This is a genomic window from Stutzerimonas chloritidismutans (genome assembly GCF_038562055.1).
Lineage (GTDB): Bacteria > Pseudomonadota > Gammaproteobacteria > Pseudomonadales > Pseudomonadaceae > Stutzerimonas > Stutzerimonas chloritidismutans_A.
Genome location: NZ_JBCFXD010000010.1, coordinates 163,393 through 186,333, shown reverse-complemented (window position 1 = coordinate 186,333; position 22,941 = coordinate 163,393). Strand labels below are relative to the sequence as shown.

Genomic DNA, 22,941 nt, shown 5'->3' with positions numbered 1-22,941 from the left:
GGGCAGAACCCGGCGGTGCTTCTATACTTGTACAGGTCTGTCAGCGGAAGTCGGCCATGCCTCACACTGTTCTGCCTTTGTTGCCGCTGGACCGTTGCGATGGGTGACAGCGTCCAGCTCTTTTCAATTCGTTCTGACGATTACGCGCTGTTCCGCCCAACGTATCCTGACAGCCTGTTCAATTGGCTTGTCGAACAGTGCTCGAAGTCACGCTGCGCGCTTGACGTTGCGTCGGGCACTGGCCAGGCGGCGCGCGCGCTAACGGACCATTTCGACCGGGTAATGGCATGCGATGCCAGCGCTGAGCAACTGGCTGGCACTGGCGACTGGCGATCCGCCGAGCGATTTGCTGCACAGGCCGAGCGCCTACCGCTGCGCGATGGTGTCGTCGACCTGTTGGTGGTCGCTCAGGCGTTGCACTGGTTCGCCACGCCTGCCTTCTTTGCCGAAGCAAAGCGGGTGCTGTCAGCAGACGGTCTGTTCTGCGCCTGGTGCTACAGCTTGCTTCATATCGAACCGTCGCTGGACTCGCTGATCGGACAGCTGCATAGCGAGACGCTTTGCGGTTACTGGCCTCCAGGACGCGCCAGTGTCGATGCTGGCTACCGGGATATTCAGGTGCCATTCGAAACCTTCCAACCTCCGGCGTTCTCTATCGAGGCCCGCTGGAACTTGCCGCAACTACTTGGCTATCTGCGTACCTGGTCAGCCGTGAAGCGGTGGCAGCAGAGCCATGACCTAGACCCAGTCACTGAACTGGAGTCTGAGTTCAAGCGCCTGTGGGGGAACCCAGCTCACCTACGCCGGGTTCGCTGGCCGCTTCATTTCCTCGCTGGCTACCCAGGCCGATAGGAGCAATCATGCACGACGAGCTGTTGACCCTGAGAAATCTCGGCAAAACATCCGCGCAGTGGCTGCACGCCTCAGGTATTCACACCGCCGATGACCTGCGTCGACTCGGCGCGGTCAGCGCTTACCAGGCGGTCAAATCCAGAGGTTTCAGCGCATCAAGAGTGCTGCTCTACGCCATCGAAGGCGCACTGCGTGACGTCAGCTGGAAGGAACTGCCGGACACACTTAAGACCGAGCTTAACCAGCATCTGGCCCGCCTCGATTACCGAGACAAGAGCTAGCTCACAATGCTCACTGGACAAGATTTACTCTCGTCGAGCGCGGCCTTATGGTGAGCACGCGCATCGCTCCAACTCAGTGAGCCCGCTTGTCCAAGGATTGCCGACATGTATCTACTCGGGGAACAACCGGCCTATGCCGATCAACTGATCAACCGTTTGCAGGGGATCCCCGCGCAACTGCTCGAAGGCCTCGCCCCTTCGGCACCAACTATCGCGATCAAGGCTTCCGACGACTTGGCGCAGGATTTACCCGAGCAGCACCTGTTCATCATCGAATGCGGGCTGCTGCATGCACTGGTCGGTGAAAGACCACTGTTTTACATGCAGGAAGGTGATCTGTTTGGGCTGCGTCAAGGAATGGAGCTGCCGCTTTGCCGCTACCGCAGCGAGGAATTGATTCGCCTGATTCCCTATTCGCGCAGCGAGGTGTTTCGCCACATCCATACCGATCAGCGTCGTCAGGAGCTCTATACCCAGTACTTGATTGGGCAGACGGCGCTGCTATCAGACGCATTGGCGCGCCTTAAGCAACCCGAAATCCACCCCACAACCGGCTTTCAGCATTTTGCCGCGGGCGACGAGTTGATTCGCCAAGGGGACGATGCGGACAACGTGTTCATCATCATCGAAGGCAACGCAGAAGCTTTTGTAGATGGGCAGAAGGTTGGCGACGTGCAACGTGACGAGATTTTCGGGGCGATGGCGGTTTTCACTCAAGAGAAGCGCAGCGCGACCGTCGTCGCGACCGTCGACTGCACCGTCATGCTTATCCCCAAAGATCAGTTTCTCGGCTTGATGCAGAGCAACCCCAAGATTGCTCACAGCCTCATAGAAAGCATGGCCAGGCGCATCGACCTGCTGAATAAAGAGGTCACCCAGCTGCGCATGCCCCTTTCTGCCTAGCGCCAAGAGACCCCGACGAAAGCCGAGAAAATTTAATTGAATTCTCCTATTGACTAACGAATGAGAATTGTTATTATTAGCACCACTGGTCGCGAGATCAGCCGGTAAGCTGAAAGAACGGGCAGTCGGACTTTCAGGTTATCTCCTCATCAGGCTAATCACGGTTTTGACCCGGCTCTTGCCGGGTCTTTTTTTGTCCGCGCAAAAACATTGGCTCCGCGTAAGCGTTATGCCAACTACTCGGTGGCTTTCCGAAGTCCGGCACAATGGTCCTGCTGCGGCTGGGCGGGGGTATACCAGACGAAATCTGCCTGACCGGCGCGAACCACATCTTCCACCTCCGCAAGTATCAGTACACGGGTGGTCACTCGACCGTCATGGCTCTCAACATGCAGCGGCACGCCGAGATCTCGCCGGACGTGGAAAGCACCGGCCAGTAACATCGTCGGCTTCGGGGCAGCATCCAGCTGCTCAGCCATTCGCTGGTCGCGCTGCTGCTGAACCGCCAGCATGGCAGGCAACTGCGTCTCAGGCAGCATATTGCAATGGGACATCCGAATCTGCGCGAGCAAGGTCCGCTGCACCTCATTATCAGCGGGCGCGCCGGTCAGGGTGGGTATACGACGGTAAACTCGCATGATCTCCGCTCGGTCGAGATTGGCCGACATCAACGGATACGGCTGCGCCAGCGCATGCCTGACCACTGGCGCGTACTGCTTCCATTCCCAGCCGTTTTGCCAGTCCAGCGCAGCCGCCAGATCAGCCGGCCATTCGCCGCGCTCAACCGATGCTTGCACCTGCGCCACATTATCCTGTTGATCCGGGTTCAACATCTCCAACAACAGGCTGCCCTGCGCCCGGTGCTGCGCCAATGCCTGAAGAAGCCAGAGCTGCAGTGCATGATGGTCTGGATTGTCATGGCGCTCTCCAACCAAGACCTGATCGACCGTGACCAGCTCGTCAATCAACCGATTCGGCGAGATCTGCTCGCCACTTTGCAAATCGACAATTCGTCCGAGATAAGGATGCTCACGCCCCACAGGGCTTTGCCAGGTCGGCAAGTGCGGCTGCGATTGGCAGGCGGTGAGTAGAAGCATGACCAGGGGCAATAGTATTCGCATGGGATATCCTCAGCGGGCAACAACCAGCGGATGGCCTCGTTCCGGGTGTCGCTGGATCAGCACATCGAGCCCAAACACCAATTTCAGCGGCTCGGCCTGCAACACCTGCTCGGGCGTACCGCTCATTTGCACTTGCCCATCAGCCATCAACAACAGGCGATCACAGTAGCGCGCCGCAATATTGAGATCATGCAGGATAACCAGTACCGCGCCGCCCAGCTCGGCAAACTGGCGGATTGCATGCAAGGTGCTGTGCTGATGCTGCGGATCGAGCATGGCTGTAGGTTCATCAAGCAAAAGGACTTGTCCGGTACGCCCAGGCCAGAGCTGGGCAAACACCCGAGCGAGGTGCACGCGCTGCTGCTCGCCTCCGGACAGTGACAAGTAGCTCCGCTGCGCCAGATGCTGAGCATCTGCCGCACGAAGCGCAGCGGCCACGATCGTCCGGTCGGCCTCAAAACCAGTGTCATGGGGTAAACGCCCCAGGCCAACCACTTCATCGACACGAAAACCAAAACTCAAGGTTGAGCTTTGCGGCAGTACTGCCAGGCAACGGGCGCGCTCTGAACCATGCCAGTTGTGCAACGGCTTCTGATGCAGCAGCACCTCGCCAGCGTTGAGAGGCAGCTCTCCACTCATCGCGCCAACCAAAGTGCTTTTACCTGCGCCGTTTGGCCCCAGCACCCCTAGGACCTCGCCCGGCTCAAGCCTGACGTCAACGCCAACAAGAACGTTGGACGCGCCTCGCCGAACACAGCCCCCCAGCAAACTGAGCATCAGTGAGGCCGCCGCAATAGCAGGTAGAGAAAGAAAGGCGCGCCCAGCAGTGCAGTGACAATCCCAATCGGCAGCTCCGCAGGCGCCAGCATAAGCCGAGCAAAAAGATCGGCAAGCAGCAGCAGACTGCCCCCTGCCAACGCCGACGCCGGTAGCAGCAAGCGGTGGTCAGGACCAATCAGCAGCCTGACTAGATGGGGAACCACCAGACCAACAAACCCGATCATGCCCGCCGCCGCTACCGCTACGCCGACGCTGAGTGCCGTGCAGAACACCAGTTCGCGCTTGAGTCGCTCGACATCAAAGCCTAGGTGACGCGCCTCCGATTCACCCAACAACAGGGCGTTCAGCGCCCGCGCCCGGCGAGGCAGCCAGAATGCCACGGCCACAGTCACCAGCAGGAGTGGCCAGAGCCGTGCGTAGCTTGCGCCGTTCAGGCTGCCAAGATTCCAGAAGGTCAAGTACGTAACGCATTATCGTCAGCTATATAGGTGAAAAGTCCAATCACCGCGCCCGCCAGAGCAGTCAGCGCAATACCGGCGAGAAGCATCGTCGCGACATGGGTACGCCCATCCCGCCGACCGAGGCGATAGACCATCCAAGTGACACCTAGACCACCGAGGAACGCGCTGACCGACAACAGATAGGGCTCCAGCAATGGGGATATCCCGCCAACCAGCTCTCCCCCGACGATGGTGGCGGCGGCGCCTAGTGCGGCACCACTGGAAACACCGACCAGCCCGGGATCGGCCAGTGGATTACGAAACAAACCCTGCATAGCGACGCCGGACAGCGCCAGCACCGCCCCGACGCTCAACCCGAGCAAAGCGCGTGGCAATCTGATCTGCCCGAGGATCAGCACAGCTTGGTCGGCCCCCTCACCTCCCGTCGATAAGCCAAACAGCTGCAGCAAGGCGTGCAGTATGTCGATCAGCGGTAGATGAACCGGCCCAAGCGCCAGCGACACCCAGAAGGCAATCAGACACATGAGGCCCAGCGAAAGAAAAAAAGGGCGTGCGGATAGCACTGGGCTCATCAAAAGTTTCGCCAATTGAAGTTCGAGCGAAGGATAAAAGCCAGCCACCGACTCCGCCAGCGCTATCCATTGTTCGCCAACCCTGTAGCGGGCTGTTTGGGTGATAATCTTTGGAGCTAAGGAGGACCCGATGATTCGATTGTGCGAGACCGCAGAGGTGACGGAGGGGCAGAGCAAGGGATTCGAACGAGATGGACAGCGCCTGCTGGCGATTCGCAAGGATGGCACGCTTTACGTCTACAAGAACCGTTGCCCACATCGCGGAATCCCGCTGGAGTGGCTGCCAGATGAGTTTCTCGACAGCAGCGGCAGCCTCATCCAATGCGCGACCCACGGCGCGCTATTTCTGATTGATAGCGGTGAGTGCGTCGCTGGCCCCTGCGCTGGGCAAGCGCTGCATGCGCTGGCATACGTCGAGCGAAACGGCACCATCTGGTTACAGAACGTGCGCTAGTGCGACGTTGCGTACAAGCGACGATTGGCCGCGTTGGGTATCATGCCGCCACTGCTTCCTGTGAGATGACTATGCGCCGCTTGCTGAGTCTGCTGATCCTGTTATTCGCCCTCCCCGCTGTTGCAGGCCTTTTCGACAGCCGCCCCAGCTCGACGCTCGGGGGGCTGAACAACAGTGCTGACTTCCTGCCGGTACGTCAGGCGTTCCGCCTGAACCTGATCGACGCATCGCCTGAGCAGGTCAAGCTGCGTTTCGTCGCAGCGGAAGGCTATTACCTCTACCGGCACCAGTTCAAATTCAAGACCAATACGCCCGGTGTCGTTATCGGCGAAGCGAACCTGCCCGCGGGAGAGCAAAAGACCGACGACTATTTCGGCGAAGTCGAAGTTTATTACGGCGTGCTCGACGTCGAACTTCCGATTCGCAACCCGCAGAATCAACCCTTTACCTTACAGGTGACCTATCAAGGCTGCGCAGACAAGGGTTTGTGCTATCCGCCGGAAACCGAGTCCCTCGATATTGGCGGCATTGGCGGCACTCCTAAGGCCGCATCTGCAGCGACGGACTCAAGCCTTACGACTGACACCACTGCCGCGCTGTCCTGGCGCTCGGTGGCGTTGTTCTTTCTCGCAGGACTGGGGCTGACGTTCACGCCCTGCGTGTTGCCCATGTTGCCGATCCTTTCCGGTGTCGTTTTGCGCGGGCAGATCGGAGGAATGCGCAGCTTTGCTTTATCGCTCGCGTACGTCCTGCCAATGGCGGCCGGCTTCGCCGTACTAGGGGCACTGATGGGCATGTTCGGAGCTGAACTGAATCTGCAGGCCCGCTTGCAGTCGCCCTGGATCCTGGTGCCATTCGCGTTATTTTTCGTCGCCTTCGCTTTGGCCATGTTTGGACTGTTCGAGTTACGTTTGCCGCAGGCGATGGGCTACCGCCTCGAGCGCATTGCTGGCAATGCCAAAGGCGGCTCCTTCCTTGGCGCTGCGGTGCTCGGAACGGTCTCCAGCCTGCTGGTCTCGCCATGCGTCTCTGCACCGCTTGCGGGCGCCTTGTTGTATATCAGCGCCAGTGGCGACGCGCTGGGTGGCGGCCTCAAACTGTTTGCCCTTGGCTTAGGAATGGGCACGCCGCTGATTCTGTTCGCCATTGGCGGCGGCGCCCTACTTCCCAAAAGCGGCCCATGGATGGTCACGGTACGCAACGTCTTTGGTGTGTTGCTCTTGGCGGTTGCCGTGTGGATGCTCGAGCGAGTCTTGCCAGGCCCGCTAGCGCTGGCGCTCTGGGGCTTGCTGGCTGCCGGCACGGCACTGTTCCTAGGCACGCTGGAATTTGGTTTCAAGACACCCCGGCAGAAACTCGCACAGCTGCTGGGCCTGGTGCTGCTGGTCTATGCACTGGCGGCTTGGGTCGGTGCGCTGCAGGGGAACTCCGATCCGCTGCGACCGCTGCCTCGCGCCACCTCAGTCGCAGCGAGTGGCTCCGCCAGCGAAACAGAAGCTTGGCGCACAGTGACTACCCCGACTGAACTTGACGCCCAGCTCAGCGCGGCGCAGGCGGCAGGCCAACCGCTGATGCTCGATTGGTACGCTGACTGGTGTATCAGCTGCAAAGTGATCGAGCGCGAAGTGTTCGCCGCTCCAGAGATTGCGCCACGTCTTGCAGACTACCGCCTGGTTCGCTTCGACATTACCGACAGCAACCCGGAGCAGCGGGCATTGCTCGACCGCTATAAGCTCTTCGGCCCGCCAGCGGTTCTGTTCTTTGATCGCACCGGCAAGGAGCTGACCGACGTAAGGGTCGTCGGCGAAATCGATGCCGGCCAGTTCACGGAACGACTGGACCGCGCCGAAGCCTCTCTGTAGACAGTCCCTGCAGCAATCTCCAGCCATAATGTCGGCATTTACGCCGATCAAGACATGACTGGACAGTCAGCCCTCGCTTCGTGCATAGTTTTTCCCCTCACCGATGGGCGCTCGCTCAAGCGCCCGTCTGGACAGAACAACAAGGAATACTCATGGCGACGTTTCTGGTCCTCCACGGCCCGAATCTGAATATGCTTGGCACCCGTGAACCCGGCGTCTATGGCGCCACGACGCTGGCGCAGATCAACCAGGATCTGGAGCAGCGAGCCCGTGATGCCGGCCACCATCTGCTGCATCTACAGTCCAATGCCGAGCACGAGCTGATCGAGCGCATCCATGCCGCACGCAGCGAAGGCGTGGACTTCATCCTGATCAATCCCGCCGCCTTCACACACACCAGCGTTGCGCTACGTGACGCGATGCTGGCGGTGAGCATCCCATTCATCGAAGTGCACCTGTCAAACGTGCACAAGCGTGAACCTTTCCGCCATCACTCTTATTTCTCGGATGTCGCGGTAGGGGTGATCTGCGGTCTTGGCGCCAGCGGCTATCGCCTGGCATTGGAGGCCGCCCTGGAACAACTCGCTGCTTCCTGACAGGACCGCGCGCAAAACGCGCCGGCCTCGAAGAAGCGAGCAGCAATGCCCTTTGAACTTACCTGGGAGTCACTGCTTCATGGATATTCGCAAAGTCAAGAAACTGATCGAGCTGCTGGAAGAGTCCGGTATCGACGAACTGGAAATTCACGAAGGCGAAGAGTCCGTTCGCATCAGCCGTCATAGCAAGCAGGTTGCAATGCAGCAGCCTTATTATGCGCAAGCGCCAATGCCGGCCCCCGCAGCTGCTCCGGCCGCCGCACCAGCCGCCGATGCCGCACCGGCACAGCCAAAGCTCAATGGCACTGTAGTCCGATCGCCGATGGTCGGCACCTTCTACCGCGCCTCCTCACCGGAGTCGGCCAGCTTCGTTGAAGTCGGGCAGAGCGTTAAGAAAGGCGACATCCTCTGCATCGTCGAAGCGATGAAGATGATGAACCACATCGAGGCCGAAACCAGCGGCACCATCGAATCCATCCTGGTGGAGAATGGTCAGCCGGTCGAATACGACCAGCCGCTGTTCACCATCGTTTGAACCGCGGAGAGCCAGCGATGTTGGAAAAAGTACTAATCGCCAACCGCGGTGAAATCGCCCTGCGGATTTTGCGAGCCTGCAAAGAGCTGGGGATCAAGACCGTCGCAGTTCACTCCACCGCCGATAGGGAGCTGATGCACCTGGCCCTGGCCGACGAGTCCGTCTGCATCGGCCCGGCCCTCGCGACCAACTCCTACCTGCACATCCCCTCGATCATTGCCGCAGCGGAAGTGACCGGCGCTACCGCCATTCATCCCGGCTATGGCTTTCTGGCCGAAAACGCCGATTTCGCCGAGCAAGTTGAAAAATCCGGTTTTGCCTTTGTCGGCCCGAAAGCCGAAACCATTCGCCTGATGGGCGACAAGGTCTCAGCCAAGGACGCAATGATCAAAGCCGGAGTACCTGTGGTACCGGGCTCTGACGGACCGCTTCCGGAAGACGAAGCCGAAGCGCTACGCATCGCTCGTGAAGTGGGTTACCCGGTGATCATCAAGGCCGCTGGTGGCGGTGGCGGCCGCGGCATGCGTGTCGTTCATCACGAAGAAGACCTCATCAAGTCGGCCAAACTGACACGCACCGAGGCGGGCGCGGCGTTCGGAAACCCGATGGTCTATCTCGAGAAGTTCCTCGGCAACCCACGCCACGTGGAAGTTCAGGTGCTGTCCGATGGCCAAGGCAACGCCGTACACCTGGGCGATCGCGACTGCTCGCTCCAGCGTCGTCACCAGAAGGTCCTGGAAGAAGCGCCTGCACCGTACATTGATGAAAAGGCACGTGCCGAAGTACTCAAGCGCTGCACTGACGCCTGCGTAGAGATCGGCTATCGGGGCGCCGGTACCTTTGAGTTCCTGTACGAAGATGGGCACTTCTACTTCATCGAGATGAACACCCGCGTTCAGGTAGAGCATCCGGTCACAGAGATGGTGACGGGCGTCGACATCGTCAAGGAAATGCTCAGCATTGCCGCCGGCAACAAGCTGTCGATCAAACAGGACGACGTGGTCATTCGCGGCCATTCCCTGGAATGCCGGATCAATGCCGAAGATCCTTCGAACTTCCTGCCGAGCCCGGGCAAGGTCAAGCACTTCCATGCGCCTGGCGGTTTTGGCGTACGGGTCGACTCGCACCTGTACAGCGGCTATTCGGTACCGCCAAATTACGATTCGCTGATAGGCAAGTTGATCACCTACGGCGCCACTCGTGAAGAAGCCATGGCCCGCATGCGCAACGCCCTGGACGAAATCGTCGTCGACGGCATCAAGACCAACATTCCACTGCACCGGGATCTGGTGCGTGATGAAGGCTTCTGCAAAGGCGGTGTGAACATCCATTACCTGGAAAAGAAGCTGGGAATGGACAAGCACTGATCGAGTGCTGACATCAGCAAGGGCTGCCAAACGGCAGCCCTTGTCGTTTCTGGTATCACCAAGATGGAAGCCTCCAACACGCTTCAGTAAGATCTCGACTTTTCCGACCGGCTATTCCGGTTGCTCGCTCCGAGAGGCCACAATGCCCTGGTTACAACTTCGTCTTGCCATTTCCCCGGAACAGGCTGAAGCACTCGAAGACGCGCTTCTGGGCGTTGGCGCAGTGTCAGTGACGTTCATGGACGCCGAAGACCAGCCCATATTCGAACCCGACCTCAATACGACGCCGCTGTGGTCACACACCCATCTGCTGGCATTGTTCGACGGCGATGCCGATGAAACTAACCTGCTGGCCCACCTGCGGTTGCTAACCGGTGGGGAGCTGCCTGAATACCAGCTTGAGCGCATAGAAGACCAGGACTGGGAACGCAGCTGGATGGATAATTTCCACCCAATGCGTTTCGGCCATCGTCTATGGATAGTACCGAGCTGGCATGCTGCTCCGGAACCGGATGCAGTGAATCTGCTGCTCGACCCCGGCCTGGCCTTTGGCACCGGCACTCACCCAACCACAGCGCTTTGTCTGGAGTGGCTTGACGCCCAGCCATTGGAGGGTCTGGAGGTACTCGATTTTGGCTGCGGCTCGGGCATTTTAGCCATTGCCGCCTTGCTCCTGGGCGCGAAGCAAGCCGTCGGCACTGACATCGACGTGCAGGCTCTTGAAGCATCACGCGACAATGCCGGGCGCAACGGCATCGACCCGGCACGCTTCCCGCTGTATCTGCCCGAGCAGCTACCCGAGGGTCAGGCTGACGTGGTGGTGGCCAACATTCTTGCCGGCCCACTGGTGGCATTGGCGCCGCGCATCATCGAAAGGGTCAAGCCCGGCGGCCGTCTCGCCCTGTCAGGAATATTAGCTGAGCAGGCTGACGAGGTACGTGCCGCCTATGCCAACCAGTTCGAGCTCGATCCGACGGCGGAAAAAGACGGCTGGGTGCGCATCACCGGTATCCGTCGATTCTGAGCACTGCCTTAGACGCAGCAATCAACTCGGCCGTCCGCCACTGCTGCTTCCTGCAGAGCATGCGCTAGACTACGGCCATTTAAGCCGGACCAACGCATGACCAGCTTCGTCACCCAGTGCCCCCATTGCCAGACCAGCTTCCGCGTCAGCCGCACCCAGCTCGGTGCAGCCCAGGGTGTGGTGCGGTGCGGCGCGTGCATGGAGCTTTTCAATGCCGCCCGCTACCTGCAAGACACAGACGCAGCGGGTAGCAGGGAAGCGACCGCGGACGCCACTGCCCCATCTCCTGCCAGCGAAGCATCGAACGGGCGGGCAGCGCTGGACAAATCTGCAGGTAAAGACGACACGTTTTGGATTCACGACGATCTGGATCTGGACAGCCTGGACCTCGATGAAGAGCTGGCGAAGCTTGAGCGACAGGAGCTGGAGCTTTCCCGCGAGTTTCTGGAACTGGAGCCGCAACCCGGCGAGCAACTACCCCACAATGATGACGAAGCCTGGGCCGAGCAACTGCTGAATGCGGACTCAGAGCTCCAGGAGCGCAACGAGCCGCTCGAAGCGGAACCAGAACCTATTGACGAACCCCCTCGTGACACCGCAGAGATTCGCTTCACCCCGGTGAGTGTCGAACATCCCGCCCCGCCCAGCCCGCTCGGGGCGCCTGGTGACCCAGTGATCGGGCAGCTGAACGCTACAGAACGCGCCGAACCGGCGGTCAATCTGCCTATTGATACTGACGGCGACGATGCGCAAATAACGCCGGCAGCGCGAGCCAGGATCGGTATCGAGCGAAAGCACCAAGACCGCGAGGAGCGATTGTTCGACCTGGACGATGAACCCTTGCAGCTCGCTTGGCAGGCGCGCCGGCGCCCCTGGGGCCGCTGGCTGGGCTGGGGCTTGTTGAACCTTATAGCCCTGGTGGGCTTAGCGACCCAGTATGTGATCTATAATTTTGACGAGCTGGCACGTCAGGATGAGTATCGTCCTTGGCTGGAAAAAATCTGCCCTGCGCTCGACTGCAAGCTACCGCCCCGAGTCGACATCAGCCAGATCAAGAGCAGCAATCTCGTGGTTCGCAGCCACCCGGATTTCGCTGGAGCACTGGTAGTCGATGCGATCATCTACAACCGTGCATCATTTGCCCAACCTTTCCCGTTGCTGGAGGTGCGCTTCGATGACATTCGGGGCGAGACGCTGGCGCGACGAACCTTCAAACCGGGTGAATACCTTTCCGGAGAACTCGCGGGACAACGGGAAATGCCCTCGCAGGTTCCTATCCACATTGCTCTGGACATCCTGGACCCTGGCATAGAAGCGGTGAATTACAGCCTCGCCTTTCGCTCTCCTGACTGACTCCCACTCCACCCGGCACGACGGGCGGCGCTTACCGCGCGCCGTTTCAGTGAGCCATGCTACCGCTCGTTATAAGCACAGAGCTGTTCAGATTTTGTTCAGAACAGCCTTTAACCCGTCATCCGTAGCGGGTATTATGCACACCCTTTTTTGCTGTCCCGATCTACCTAACAAGCAGGCTCCAGGCAGGGAATCTTCATGTCAGCGGTACGCATCGGCCCCTACATCCTTCCGAATCGATTGATACTCGCGCCCATGGCTGGCGTGACCGATCAACCGTTCCGCCAGTTATGCCGACGTCTGGGCGCCGGGATGGTGGTGTCGGAAATGGTGACCAGCGATATGCGTCTGTGGAACAGCCGCAAATCGCGCCTGCGCTTGCTGCATGAGGGGGATCCAGAGCCACGCTCGGTGCAGATCGCTGGGGGCGATCCACAGATGCTGGCCGAAGCCGCCGCTCGAAATGTCGAACTGGGCGCGCAGATTATTGATATCAACATGGGCTGCCCAGCCAAGAAGGTGTGCAACAAGGCTGCCGGCTCCGCACTGATGAAGGATGAAAAACTGGTATCGGAGATACTTGAGGCGGTGGTCGGGGCAGTTGATGTGCCGGTAACGCTGAAGATCCGAACCGGCTGGGACAGGCAGAACAAGAACGGGCTCTCGATAGCGAGAATCGCTGAACAGTCCGGCATCGCTGCGCTGGCCGTACATGGTCGCACGCGTGCCGACCTCTACACCGGTGACGCGGAATACGAGACCGTTGCAGCGATCAAGCAGGCCGTCGCAATACCTGTTTTTGCCAATGGGGACATCGATACGCCGGAAAAGGCCCGCCTGGTACTCGACAAGACCGTTGCGGACGGATTGCTCATTGGCCGTGCGGCCCAGGGTAAACCGTGGATATTTCGCGAGATAAACCACTACCTCGCCACAGGCGAGTTGATGGCGCCGCCAACGCTGGTTGAGGTCGAAGACATCCTGCTGCAGCACCTTGAGGCGCTGCATGTGTTCTACGGCGACGTGATGGGCGTACGTATCGCTCGCAAGCACGTCAGCTGGTATCTGGCAACACTGCCCGGCGCGCAGGAGTACCGCGGCCGGTTCAATGGTTTGGAAGACAGGGATGCGCAATGCGCCAGCGTTCGGAAGTTTTTCGCCGAGCGCCGTACAAGCCCTGATTCGGGGGAAGGAAAAGGGGTGGCTGCATGACGCTGTTGAACGAAACCTTGTTAACTGGAACAACATCCGTGAGCGACAATGTGAACCTCAAGCAACACCTCAACACGCCCAGCGAAGCAGGCCAGACCTTGCGAGGCAGTGTAGAAAAGGCGTTGCATAACTATTTCGCCCACTTGGAAGGCGCGGACGTTACCGACGTTTACAACCTAGTGCTCTCTGAAGTGGAGGCACCGCTGTTGGAAACCGTGATGAATTACGTCAAAGGCAACCAGACCAAGGCCTCGGAGCTGTTGGGTCTGAACCGCGGCACCCTGCGCAAGAAACTCAAGCAGTACGACCTTCTCTGATCAGCGGCGCGCTCCGATGGAACGGTGCAAGCTGTTTCCCAAGGAGTTGCCGCTCGCAGCCTGTAGCTCCTAGGAAATGTCTATGACCGACCAAAGCACCCGTCTTCCCGTCCGCCGCGCCCTGATCAGCGTGTCCGAAAAAACCGGCGTTATTGAATTCGCCCGCGAACTCGTTGCCCTGGGCGTCGAAATTCTCTCGACCGGCGGCACCTTCAAGCTTTTGCGCGAAAACGAAATCGCCGCGGTCGAAGTGGCCGACTACACCGGTTTCCCCGAAATGATGGACGGCCGGGTCAAGACGCTCCACCCAAAGATCCATGGCGGCATTCTCGGTCGGCGTGACCTGGACGGCGAAGTCATGACTGAGCATGGCATCAATCCGATCGACCTGGTGGCGGTCAACCTGTATCCGTTCGCTGCCACCGTAGCCAAGCCTGGCTGCACGTTGCCGGACGCTATCGAAAATATCGACATCGGCGGCCCGACCATGGTCCGCAGCGCGGCCAAGAATCACAAGGACGTCGCCATCGTCGTCAACGCCGATGACTACACCAGCGTCATCGAAAACTTGAAGGCCGGCGGCCTGACGTATGCGCAACGCTTCGATCTGGCGCTCAAAGCCTTCGAGCACACGGCCTCTTATGACGGCATGATCGCCAACTATTTGGGCACGGTTGATCAGAGCGCTGAGACCCTTTCCACCGAAGGCCGCAGTCTGTTGCCGCGCACCTTCACCACTCAGTTCGTCAAGGCGCAGGACATGCGCTACGGCGAGAACCCGCACCAGATCGCAGCGTTCTACGTGGAAACCGCCGACGAAGCCTGCGTCGCCACGGCGCGCCAACTGCAGGGCAAGGAATTGTCCTTCAACAATGTCGCCGATACCGACGCCGCTCTCGAGTGCGTAAAAAGCTTTGTCAAGCCAGCCTGTGTCATCGTCAAGCACGCCAATCCGTGCGGCGTCGCCGTGGTTCCGGATGCCGAGGGCGGCATCCGCCAAGCTTACGAACTGGCTTATGCCACTGACAGCGAGTCCGCGTTCGGCGGCATCATTGCCTTCAACCGCGAGTTGGATGGGGAGACAGCGAAAGCCATCGTTGATCGCCAGTTCGTCGAGGTCATCATCGCGCCAAGCATTTCGGCAGAAGCGCGTGAGGCAGTCGCAAGCAAAGCCAACATACGCCTGCTCGAATGCGGCCAGTGGCCAGCCGAGCGCGCGCCGGGTTGGGATTTCAAGCGCGTCAACGGCGGGCTTCTGGTTCAGAGCCGCGATATTGGCATGATCAGCGAAGCCGACCTCAAGGTCGTCACCCAGCGCGCCCCATCTGAACAGGAAATCCACGACCTGATCTTCGCGTGGAAAGTAGCCAAATTCGTCAAATCCAACGCCATCGTCTACGCCAAGAACCGGCAGACTGTCGGGGTCGGCGCAGGCCAGATGAGCCGGGTCAACTCCGCGCGTATTGCGGCGATCAAGGCCGAGCATGCCGGCTTGCCGGTGCCCGGCGCAGTAATGGCCAGCGATGCGTTCTTCCCGTTCCGAGACGGCATCGATAATGCCGCCAAGGCCGGCATTACCGCAGTCATTCAACCTGGTGGTTCCATGCGCGACGCCGAAGTGATTGCCGCAGCAGACGAAGCCGGCATCGCCATGGTGTTCACAGGCATGCGCCATTTCAGGCACTAAAAGCTCGAAGGTGAAGCTGGAAGACTGAAGCCCTGCTGCTTCCGACTTTCAGCTTTCGGCTTCCAGCTCTCAAACGAGAGAATCGAGTATGAAGGTTTTAATCATCGGCAGCGGCGGCCGCGAGCATGCCCTGGCCTGGAAGGTCGCGCAGGATCCCCGCGTAGAAAAAGTGTTCGTCGCGCCCGGCAATGCAGGCACGGCAACTGAAGCGAAGTGTGAAAACGTCGCTATCGATGTGCTGGCCATCGAGCAACTGGCGGACTTCGCAGAACAGAACGTGCAGCTGACAATCGTCGGCCCCGAAGCGCCGCTGGTCAAAGGTGTAGTCGACCTTTTCCATTCGCGCGGCCTCGACTGCTTCGGCCCTACGGCCGCGGCAGCCCAATTGGAAGGCTCCAAGGCATTCACTAAGGACTTTCTCGCTCGTCACAAGATCCCGACCGCCGATTACCAGAACTTCATCGAAGTCGAACCGGCACTCGCTTATTTGCGAGACAAAGGCGCCCCCATCGTGATCAAGGCCGATGGCCTGGCCGCTGGCAAGGGGGTGATCGTGGCCATGACCCTCGCCGAAGCGGAAGAAGCTGTGCGCGACATGCTCTCCGGTAACGCGTTCGGCGATGCGGGCGCGCGGGTGGTAATCGAGGAATTTCTTGACGGCGAAGAAGCCAGCTTTATCGTCATGGTCGATGGCGCCAATGTATTACCAATGGCCACCAGCCAGGACCACAAGCGCGTCGGCGACGGCGACACCGGCCCGAACACTGGAGGAATGGGCGCCTATTCCCCAGCGCCAGTGGTGACTGCCGACGTCCACCAGCGCGTGATGGACGAAGTTATCTGGCCGACCGTGAATGGCATGGCCGCCGAGGGTAACGTTTACACCGGCTTTCTCTACGCCGGCCTCATGATCGACCGCAACGGTGCGCCAAAAGTCATTGAGTTCAATTGCCGCTTCGGCGACCCGGAAACCCAGCCGATCATGTTGCGCCTGCAGTCCAGCCTGGTACTGCTGGTCGAAGCAGCCTTGGCCAAAGCGCTAAACAAGGTCGAAGCGCAGTGGGATTCGCGTCCGAGCCTCGGCGTAGTGATGGCTGCGGGAGGCTATCCGGGTGATTACAGCAAAGGCGCCGTAATCCGCGGTCTGGATGCCGCCGCCCAGCTGGACGGTAAGGTCTTCCATGCCGGTACCGCATTGGCAGACGGCGCGGTGACCACCGCAGGCGGTCGTGTTCTCTGCGCCACAGCGCTTGGCGAAACGGTCTCTGCGGCCCAGCAAAATGCTTATGCACTGGCTGCCCGTATTGAATGGGACGGGCATTTCTATCGCCATGACATAGGCTATCGTGCAATTGCGCGCGAGCAGGGCGAAAGCTAAGCGCCAAAATCGGAGCGATGCGCGCAGCTCTTATCGATCGTTGCGCGCATTACTGCGCGCCTGTGCGGTGGTTATAATCCACCGTCACACACATGAAGGGACTTCAATCGTGCGTCGACTCAGGGTCGCCATTGCTTTTACCTTCAGTCTGTTGCTGGCTGCGCTGGTCGCATGGCCTGCATTAGCCGCCGCTCCGGAAGCTGCGCCCCTTCCTGTATCACCAGACGCCATAGCGGCGACAGAGTCCAATTGGCGATTGCTCGTCGATCAATCCGGTCTGCTCACGCTTGATGAGGTTGTCGCCCAGCGCAGCCTGTTCCAGCGAATCGACAAACGCGCCTACGCCGCTCCAGCCAGTGAAAACGCCGTCTGGCTACAGGTAAATCTTCCGGCGCTCGCCGACCCCAACTGGTTGTGGATCTTTGCCCCACGCGTGCAGTACCTCGATTTTTACCTGCTGCGGGACGGGCAGCTGGAACGCCATATCGAGACCGGCGAGCTCCGACCGCTCGAGTCGCGTCCGCTGCCTACCCGCGCATATCTGTTTTCGCTGCCTAATGACGATATGCCTCGCGAAGCCTATATCCGCTTGCAATCATCACACCCGATTATGGCCTGGTTCAGTACGGTGGATGAGGTAGGGCTGGTCGCGCTGGCGCGCCCGGCTTACCTGTTTGGGGCCTTGTTTGGTGCCTTGGCACTACTGACGATCTACAACCTGCTGCGTTTCGCTTACACGTTAAGCTACAGCCATGTATGGCTTGCCCTCCTCCACGGCGCCCTACTCACCAGTGCAATCGCAAATCTGGGTCTGCTTGCAGTCTGGTCGCCCAAGCTGATCTACAGCCAGCCACTGATCGCCGATCTGGCTGCATTACTGACCTGTATTTCCTTGCTGGCCTTCACCTACGGTTTTTTCCATCACCGCAAGATACCTTGGGCGACAGGAGTACTTGCGCTGGAAACAGGCCTGGTTAGCACGCTTGCAGCCACCATACTGTTCACCGGTCAGCTCTGGTTCAGCTGGTTGATATACGCCCTGGTGTTAGTCACCGCCGTCAGCGTCACCGTCGTGGCTATTCATCACTGGCGGCAGCGCTACGAACCCGCCCGACTGCTGGTCGCGGGCATGTTGTTGTTCGATGGCGGCTTCGTTCTGGTCCTGCCTGTTCTGTTGGGTTTCAATCAGTTCGACCCGGATTGGCTGACCGGCATAATGTTCAGCGTAGCCACCTGTTCCGGGCTGATTCTCAGCTTTGCGCTGCTTGAGCGGCAGCGCCAGATTCAGTCCGACAGTCGCAACCAACATACCGCCGAAGCGGTTAATAGCGCCGAACTGAGGACCAAAGCAGACTTCCTGGCAAAGATCAGCCATGAGATTCGTACGCCGATGAACGGCGTGCTCGGCATGAGCGAGCTGCTGCTCAGCACTTCGCTGTCAGCCAAACAACGTGACTATGTTCAGACGATTCACAGCTCCGGTAACGAGCTGCTCAACTTGATCAACGAAATTCTGGATATTTCCAAGCTGGAGTCAGGACAAATCGAGCTGGACGATGTTCAGTTCGATCTCAACGCCCTGATCGAAGACTGTCTCAGTATTTTCCGCGCCAAGGCCGAACAGCAACGAGTCGAGCTGATCAGCTTTGTTCAGCCGCAGATGCCGCACGTGGTTGCAGGCGACCCGACTCGCCTGCGCCAGGCGCTGCTCAACCTGCTCGAGAACGCCTTCAAGCAAACCGAAGAAGGCGAGGTGCTACTGACGGCAGCGGTGGATGAGCGCGAAGGACAGCCCCGTCTGCGCATAACCGTACAGGACAGTGGCCGTCCGCTGGAGACACAGGAGCGCGACGCCTTGCTCAATGCTGCGCTCGATAGCCGAGACTTTCTCGCCGCAACCCGTCTTGGCGGCCGCCTTGGCCTGATTATCGCCCGGCAGCTGATACACCTGATGGATGGAGAGTTCGGCATTCAGACCGGGGGCATCGCCGGCAACACGCTATGGATGAGCCTGCCACTGGCGGCTGAAATTGACGAGCCCGCCAGCGATCTCGACAACCAGCTTAAAGGCGCCCGGCTGCTGGTAGTGGATGACAACGATACTTGCCGCAAAGTCCTAGGCCAGCAGTGCAGCAGCTGGGGCATGGAAGTCAGTGCGGTTGCCTCAGGCAAAGAGGCGCTAGCGCTACTGCGGACCAAGGCGCACTTACGCGACTATTTCGACGTGGTTTTGCTGGATCAGGACATGCCCGGCATGACGGGCATGCAACTGGCGAGCAGAATCAAGGAAGACTTCAGCCTCAATCACGACATCCTGCTGATCATGCTCACGGGCATGAGCAGTGCACCAAGCAAGATCATTGCACGCAACGCCGGCATCAAACGCATCCTGGCCAAGCCCGTCGCCGGCTATACGCTGAAAACCACCTTGGCGGACGAGCTTGCCCGACGCACCAGCGCGATCGTGCAGTCTTCAGCAACTCAAGCCAACGAGCCTCTATCCGTGCCAGAAGATTTCCGCATCCTGGTCGCCGAGGACAACAGCATATCCACCAAAGTGATCCGCGGCATGCTCAGCAAGCTCAACCTCAAACCGGATACCGCCAGCAATGGCGCGGAAGCGCTCGCGCTGATCAAGATGCACCCATACGACTTGGTGTTGATGGACTGTGAGATGCCGGTGATGGACGGCTTTGAGGCCACTACGCAGCTACGCACGTGGGAAACGCTTGAGGCCCGCCCAAGAACGCCGGTGGTGGCGCTGACCGCGCATATACTCAGTGAGCACCGTGAGCGAGCCCGCGACGCCGGAATGGATGGGCACATGTCCAAACCTGTCGAAATGTCTCAGCTGCGCGAGCTGATAGAGCACTGGGCCCGGAGCCGAGCAACCGCTGTGGATCGGTAAGTTCTGGTCTTACCCGCCCCCTGGCGACTACTGATGATCAGCAGGCTTGCGGAATAAGCCGGCATCCGGGACGAATGGATGCCAGAGTCCTGCTCAAAGTGCTGCTGCCAGAGCGTAGCTCAAGCAGTGGAAGAGCATTCACACGGTAATCACTAGCCAGGCAATCGCCAGTGAGTGCCTGTGCGACGAGCTAGGAAATGGGCAGCGATCGGCAGGTCACCAAAAGCGAAATTTCTGGCTGGTCGTTGTGACGACGTACACCTGCTCCGAGTTTTCCATGCGTGGTCTCCAAGCGTAATAGCGGTGCCGTGGCTGGCGCTATTTAGTCAGACAATGAACAAAACGTCCGGCCCGCTGCCGATAAAAGACCGCCCGAATTATTCAGCGACGCAGCATGACCCATTGTCCGAATCTTCGCTTCGAGGCATAAGCCGTCGCCAAGGAGCCCACGTAATGATGAAGAGGAGCGATATCGCCTGGACGCTTGTAGGTATTACGGCGGTAGTCCTGTCCGGCTATCTGCTCTATCAGGAGATCCGTAATCTATCGCTGGCGGAACTGACCGACAGTCTCGACGCCATCAACCAGCGCAGCTGGGTGCTGGCCGGGGTGGCGACGCTAGGCGCTTATGTGGCACTGGCATGGTACGACCGGATCGCCATAGCGCACCTCGGTAAACGCATCTCATGGTGGTTCATTGCACTCTGTTCATTCACGACCTATGCCCTTGCTCATAATGTTGGTGCGTCGGTGTTCTCCGGTGCGGTAGTGCGGTATCGCGCATATCGCAGCAAGGGACTGACACCGCAGGAGATAGGCGTACTGATCGTATTCTGTTCACTGACCTTTTTACTTGGGACGTTACTGGCTAGCGGTTTCGTGTTGATATTCAAACCGGAACTGCTCAACAGGCTCGTGGATGTCGATCCATGGCTATCGATTGCGATAGGCACTTCGCTGCTATGTATTATCGGACTTTATGTGATCGGTGCCTGGCGACACTTCCCGCCGATGCATGTAGGCAAATGGCACATCACCTATCCGCGCCTGCCTATCGTCGGGCGGCAGCTCATTGCCGCGCCTCTCGAGCTCGCGTGCGCTGCGGCGATCATCTACTTTGCTCTGCCGGATGAAGGCAATCCCGGCTACGTGGTCGTAATCGGCGTATTTCTGGCCTCTTTCTCGCTGGCGTTGCTTTCGCATGCACCCGGTGGACTCGGGGTGCTCGAGGTGACCTTCCTCGCTGCAATGCCAGAGCTACCTACGGCTGATGTGCTGGCCGCGCTGATCGTGTTCAGAGGTTTCTACCTGTTGCTGCCGCTTGCCTTGGCTATATTGGTAGTCGCTTTGTTCGAAGCGGGACAGTGGTCGCAACGACGACGCCTTGGTTCGAGGGGCCTCTGAACGAGTCACGAAAGGACACCATTGCCCTATGGCTATGCGCGCTTCGCCGCGCGATCATTCGCCCTCTTACGAGCCGAAATCTAATCAAATGAACAATACCCACACCAACCGACCTAGTTCCGATCAGCCGGCTGCACATAAACCACGCCCGTTGATGGACTTGGCTGTCAGCATCGTCATCCCATCATTGATCCTGATGAAACTCAGCGGGGAAGAACGACTGGGCGCAGATGGCGCCCTGCTGCTGGCACTGGCCTTTCCGCTCGGTTGGGGGCTGTTCGAGCTGGCGAAATACCGCAAGTTCAATTGGATTGCGCTGCTGGGCCTGATAAGCGTGCTGCTTACCGGGGGAATCGGCCTGCTGCAGCTCGATCCACAATGGCTGGCGATCAAGGAAGCTGCGATTCCCGGCATCATTGGGGTTGCCGTGCTGGCGTCTACTCGCACCCGCTTTCCATTGATCCGTACCTTGCTGTACAACCCCAAGGTACTGAATGTTGATAAGGTTCACGAGCAGCTTGAGCGCAACGGGCAAACCGCTCACTTCGAGACGCGACTGCTGCGTGCGACTTACTTTCTCAGCGGCACGTTCTTTTTTTCGTCATTAATGAATTACGTGCTGGCCAAATGGATTGTCAGCAGTCCCGCCGGTAGCGAAGCATTCAATGCTGAACTGGGGCGCATGACCTTACTTAGCTACCCCATGATCGCGATCCCGAGCATGGTGATGATGATGGCAATCTTCTATTACCTATGGAAAACCATTCACGGCCTGACCGGGCTGCGGCTGGAAGACATCATCGCAAATCACGCGCATACGGATAAGCGGACATGACCTACGCAGTCAGCTTGACAGCAGCAGCATCCACAGCGGCAAGCTGATCACGGCCAGCAGCGTCGAGAGGAAGACCGTCGAGCTGACCAGGCGGGTGTCTTCAGGATTGACCACGAAAGCCAGCACGTTGACACCACTTGGGCAGGCGGCCAGTAGTACCAGCACGCTCAGGGCCTCATGACTGAGGCCTGGTAACCATCCGCCGACATACCAGACCAGCGACGGAAACAGCCCCAATTTCACCAGCGCCAGGCCGAACGCCGGTGCGCTGGGTCGCAGCCGATAACGCGACAGACTGATGCCCAATACCATCAACGCACATGGCAATGCGGCCTGGGCGAGCCAGTCGGCAACACGCCAGATCGGCACTGGCAGTTCCCAACCGGATGCATTCAACAGGGCGCCGAGCAACAGACCGACAATCAAAGGGTTGGCCAGATTCTTCAGCAATGCCGGCGCACTGACCTGTTGCCCTGAGCCGAAGGCGTTATAGAAGCTCTGTAGGGAAAACAGGATCAGGCTGTGAAACACAAGAATGGCAAATACGTACACCAGACTCTCCAGCCCCAGCAAAGTTGTCACCAGCGGGATGCCGACCAGCACATTGTTTGAATAAGCGGCCGTCAAGCCGAGGGGGGAAGCTCGTCCGAGCAATCGGTGGGCAAACAGAGAAACCAGTGCGAAAACGGTAACCACCGGCCCAAAGTAGGCCAGCAACAGCGTCGGTGACATCCCATCACTCAGCTGGGCCCGAGCAATACCGGTGAACAGGACCGCCGGCATGAACAGCTTGAAGGTGATGTTGGCGAGTCCGGCTGCCGCTTCCCCCGCCAACCATTTCCGCCAGCCCAGCACGTAGCCAAGTATGATCAAGCCGAAGATTGGCAATATCGCCTGAAACACCACCACGCGGCTTCTCCAGCAAACGTTGCGGCTTCATGCCGCCTCGCAAAAGGCCGCACAGAATACCTGAGAGACGCGTCAGATCACCACATCACGCCTAGCTGCACTACCAGCGCCGGTATTGCGGATCGAGTGC

20 protein-coding genes and 1 pseudogene are annotated in these 22,941 nt (G+C 59.2%); 17 read left to right on the top strand and 4 right to left on the bottom strand.

Annotated features, from left to right (window positions below; all coding sequences use genetic code 11):
* Positions 1–99 precede the first annotated feature (99 nt).
* From AAGW23_RS16140 to AAGW23_RS16130, 3 genes are all read left to right on the top strand, one after another.
* A complete protein-coding gene (locus AAGW23_RS16140) occupies positions 100–852 on the top strand; it encodes a class I SAM-dependent methyltransferase (RefSeq protein ID WP_342407366.1) in 753 nt (250 codons plus the stop codon).
* A gap of 8 nt (positions 853–860) precedes the next feature.
* Positions 861–1,133 (top strand): TfoX/Sxy family protein, encoded by a 273-nt coding sequence (locus AAGW23_RS16135; RefSeq protein ID WP_342407365.1) that lies wholly within the window; start codon positions 861–863, stop codon positions 1,131–1,133.
* 105 nt (positions 1,134–1,238) lie between these two features.
* Positions 1,239–2,036: a cyclic nucleotide-binding domain-containing protein gene (locus tag AAGW23_RS16130; RefSeq protein WP_342407364.1), complete on the top strand. Its 798-nt coding sequence runs from the start codon at positions 1,239–1,241 to the stop codon at positions 2,034–2,036.
* Between the two features lie 236 nt (positions 2,037–2,272).
* Here the strand turns inward: AAGW23_RS16130 and AAGW23_RS16125 are convergent, their stop codons facing one another.
* The 3 genes and pseudogenes from AAGW23_RS16125 to AAGW23_RS16115 form a co-directional block, all read right to left on the bottom strand.
* Positions 2,273–3,157 carry a ChaN family lipoprotein gene (locus AAGW23_RS16125; RefSeq protein ID WP_342407363.1) on the bottom strand — a complete coding sequence of 295 codons (885 nt, stop codon included), beginning with the start codon at positions 3,155–3,157 and terminating at the stop codon, positions 2,273–2,275.
* Positions 3,158–3,166: 9 nt separating this feature from the next.
* Positions 3,167–3,934 (bottom strand): heme ABC transporter ATP-binding protein, encoded by a 768-nt coding sequence (locus AAGW23_RS16120; RefSeq protein WP_342407362.1) that lies wholly within the window; start codon positions 3,932–3,934, stop codon positions 3,167–3,169.
* Positions 3,934–4,970: pseudogene (locus AAGW23_RS16115) on the bottom strand (FecCD family ABC transporter permease). Before AAGW23_RS16115 ends, AAGW23_RS16120 begins: the two are co-directional and overlap by 1 nt.
* A 130-nt stretch (positions 4,971–5,100) precedes the next feature.
* Here AAGW23_RS16115 and AAGW23_RS16110 point away from each other — a divergent pair.
* The 14 genes from AAGW23_RS16110 (at position 5,101) to AAGW23_RS16045 (ending at position 21,902) form a co-directional block, all read left to right on the top strand.
* The gene (locus tag AAGW23_RS16110; protein ID WP_342407361.1) at positions 5,101–5,424 is read left to right on the top strand and encodes a Rieske (2Fe-2S) protein; all 324 of its coding nucleotides are present in this window, start codon (positions 5,101–5,103) and stop codon (positions 5,422–5,424) included.
* A gap of 71 nt (positions 5,425–5,495) precedes the next feature.
* Positions 5,496–7,286, top strand: coding sequence for a protein-disulfide reductase DsbD (locus AAGW23_RS16105; protein ID WP_342407360.1), 1,791 nt, complete (start codon positions 5,496–5,498; stop codon positions 7,284–7,286).
* A gap of 152 nt (positions 7,287–7,438) precedes the next feature.
* Positions 7,439–7,882: a type II 3-dehydroquinate dehydratase gene (gene aroQ / locus AAGW23_RS16100; protein WP_342407359.1), complete on the top strand. Its 444-nt coding sequence runs from the start codon at positions 7,439–7,441 to the stop codon at positions 7,880–7,882.
* A 79-nt stretch (positions 7,883–7,961) separates the two neighbouring features.
* A complete protein-coding gene (gene accB / locus AAGW23_RS16095) occupies positions 7,962–8,417 on the top strand; it encodes an acetyl-CoA carboxylase biotin carboxyl carrier protein (RefSeq protein WP_342407358.1) in 456 nt (151 codons plus the stop codon).
* Positions 8,418–8,434: 17 nt separating this feature from the next.
* Positions 8,435–9,784: an acetyl-CoA carboxylase biotin carboxylase subunit gene (accC, locus tag AAGW23_RS16090; RefSeq protein ID WP_102836812.1), complete on the top strand. Its 1,350-nt coding sequence runs from the start codon at positions 8,435–8,437 to the stop codon at positions 9,782–9,784.
* Between the two features lie 142 nt (positions 9,785–9,926).
* Entirely contained in the window at positions 9,927–10,808 is an 882-nt protein-coding gene (gene prmA / locus AAGW23_RS16085) for a 50S ribosomal protein L11 methyltransferase (protein WP_342407357.1), read from the top strand.
* 96 nt (positions 10,809–10,904) lie between these two features.
* On the top strand, positions 10,905–12,161 hold the full coding sequence (locus AAGW23_RS16080) for a DUF3426 domain-containing protein (RefSeq protein WP_342407356.1): 1,257 nt from the start codon (positions 10,905–10,907) through the stop codon (positions 12,159–12,161).
* Positions 12,162–12,359: 198 nt separating this feature from the next.
* Positions 12,360–13,373 (top strand): tRNA dihydrouridine synthase DusB, encoded by a 1,014-nt coding sequence (gene dusB / locus AAGW23_RS16075; RefSeq protein WP_342407355.1) that lies wholly within the window; start codon positions 12,360–12,362, stop codon positions 13,371–13,373.
* Positions 13,370–13,690, top strand: coding sequence for a DNA-binding transcriptional regulator Fis (gene fis, locus AAGW23_RS16070; RefSeq protein ID WP_021208373.1), 321 nt, complete (start codon positions 13,370–13,372; stop codon positions 13,688–13,690). Before dusB ends, fis begins: the two co-directional genes overlap by 4 nt.
* Positions 13,691–13,772: 82 nt before the next feature.
* The gene (gene purH / locus AAGW23_RS16065; protein WP_342407354.1) at positions 13,773–15,377 is read left to right on the top strand and encodes a bifunctional phosphoribosylaminoimidazolecarboxamide formyltransferase/IMP cyclohydrolase; all 1,605 of its coding nucleotides are present in this window, start codon (positions 13,773–13,775) and stop codon (positions 15,375–15,377) included.
* An 88-nt stretch (positions 15,378–15,465) separates the two neighbouring features.
* On the top strand, positions 15,466–16,755 hold the full coding sequence (gene purD / locus AAGW23_RS16060) for a phosphoribosylamine--glycine ligase (protein ID WP_342407353.1): 1,290 nt from the start codon (positions 15,466–15,468) through the stop codon (positions 16,753–16,755).
* Between the two features lie 109 nt (positions 16,756–16,864).
* Positions 16,865–19,663: a hybrid sensor histidine kinase/response regulator gene (locus AAGW23_RS16055; RefSeq protein ID WP_342407352.1), complete on the top strand. Its 2,799-nt coding sequence runs from the start codon at positions 16,865–16,867 to the stop codon at positions 19,661–19,663.
* A gap of 453 nt (positions 19,664–20,116) precedes the next feature.
* Positions 20,117–21,067 carry a YbhN family protein gene (locus AAGW23_RS16050; protein WP_342407351.1) on the top strand — a complete coding sequence of 317 codons (951 nt, stop codon included), beginning with the start codon at positions 20,117–20,119 and terminating at the stop codon, positions 21,065–21,067.
* An 88-nt stretch (positions 21,068–21,155) separates the two neighbouring features.
* Positions 21,156–21,902, top strand: coding sequence for a VC0807 family protein (locus AAGW23_RS16045; protein ID WP_342407350.1), 747 nt, complete (start codon positions 21,156–21,158; stop codon positions 21,900–21,902).
* A gap of 9 nt (positions 21,903–21,911) precedes the next feature.
* On the opposite strand, the gene AAGW23_RS16040 is transcribed toward AAGW23_RS16045, so the two are convergent.
* Positions 21,912–22,811 (bottom strand): AEC family transporter, encoded by a 900-nt coding sequence (locus AAGW23_RS16040; RefSeq protein ID WP_342407349.1) that lies wholly within the window; start codon positions 22,809–22,811, stop codon positions 21,912–21,914.
* Positions 22,812–22,941 lie beyond the last annotated feature (130 nt).

Coding starts and splice junctions, on each gene's coding strand:
- AAGW23_RS16140 (WP_342407366.1), top strand. CDS start 100: ATGGGTGACAGCGTCCAGCTCTTTTCAATTCGTTCTGACGATTACGCG.
- AAGW23_RS16135 (WP_342407365.1), top strand. CDS start 861: ATGCACGACGAGCTGTTGACCCTGAGAAATCTCGGCAAAACATCCGCG.
- AAGW23_RS16130 (WP_342407364.1), top strand. CDS start 1,239: ATGTATCTACTCGGGGAACAACCGGCCTATGCCGATCAACTGATCAAC.
- AAGW23_RS16125 (WP_342407363.1), bottom strand. CDS start 3,157: ATGCGAATACTATTGCCCCTGGTCATGCTTCTACTCACCGCCTGCCAA.
- AAGW23_RS16120 (WP_342407362.1), bottom strand. CDS start 3,934: ATGCTCAGTTTGCTGGGGGGCTGTGTTCGGCGAGGCGCGTCCAACGTT.
- AAGW23_RS16110 (WP_342407361.1), top strand. CDS start 5,101: ATGATTCGATTGTGCGAGACCGCAGAGGTGACGGAGGGGCAGAGCAAG.
- AAGW23_RS16105 (WP_342407360.1), top strand. CDS start 5,496: ATGCGCCGCTTGCTGAGTCTGCTGATCCTGTTATTCGCCCTCCCCGCT.
- aroQ (WP_342407359.1), top strand. CDS start 7,439: ATGGCGACGTTTCTGGTCCTCCACGGCCCGAATCTGAATATGCTTGGC.
- accB (WP_342407358.1), top strand. CDS start 7,962: ATGGATATTCGCAAAGTCAAGAAACTGATCGAGCTGCTGGAAGAGTCC.
- accC (WP_102836812.1), top strand. CDS start 8,435: ATGTTGGAAAAAGTACTAATCGCCAACCGCGGTGAAATCGCCCTGCGG.
- prmA (WP_342407357.1), top strand. CDS start 9,927: ATGCCCTGGTTACAACTTCGTCTTGCCATTTCCCCGGAACAGGCTGAA.
- AAGW23_RS16080 (WP_342407356.1), top strand. CDS start 10,905: ATGACCAGCTTCGTCACCCAGTGCCCCCATTGCCAGACCAGCTTCCGC.
- dusB (WP_342407355.1), top strand. CDS start 12,360: ATGTCAGCGGTACGCATCGGCCCCTACATCCTTCCGAATCGATTGATA.
- fis (WP_021208373.1), top strand. CDS start 13,370: ATGACGCTGTTGAACGAAACCTTGTTAACTGGAACAACATCCGTGAGC.
- purH (WP_342407354.1), top strand. CDS start 13,773: ATGACCGACCAAAGCACCCGTCTTCCCGTCCGCCGCGCCCTGATCAGC.
- purD (WP_342407353.1), top strand. CDS start 15,466: ATGAAGGTTTTAATCATCGGCAGCGGCGGCCGCGAGCATGCCCTGGCC.
- AAGW23_RS16050 (WP_342407351.1), top strand. CDS start 20,117: ATGATGAAGAGGAGCGATATCGCCTGGACGCTTGTAGGTATTACGGCG.
- AAGW23_RS16045 (WP_342407350.1), top strand. CDS start 21,156: ATGAACAATACCCACACCAACCGACCTAGTTCCGATCAGCCGGCTGCA.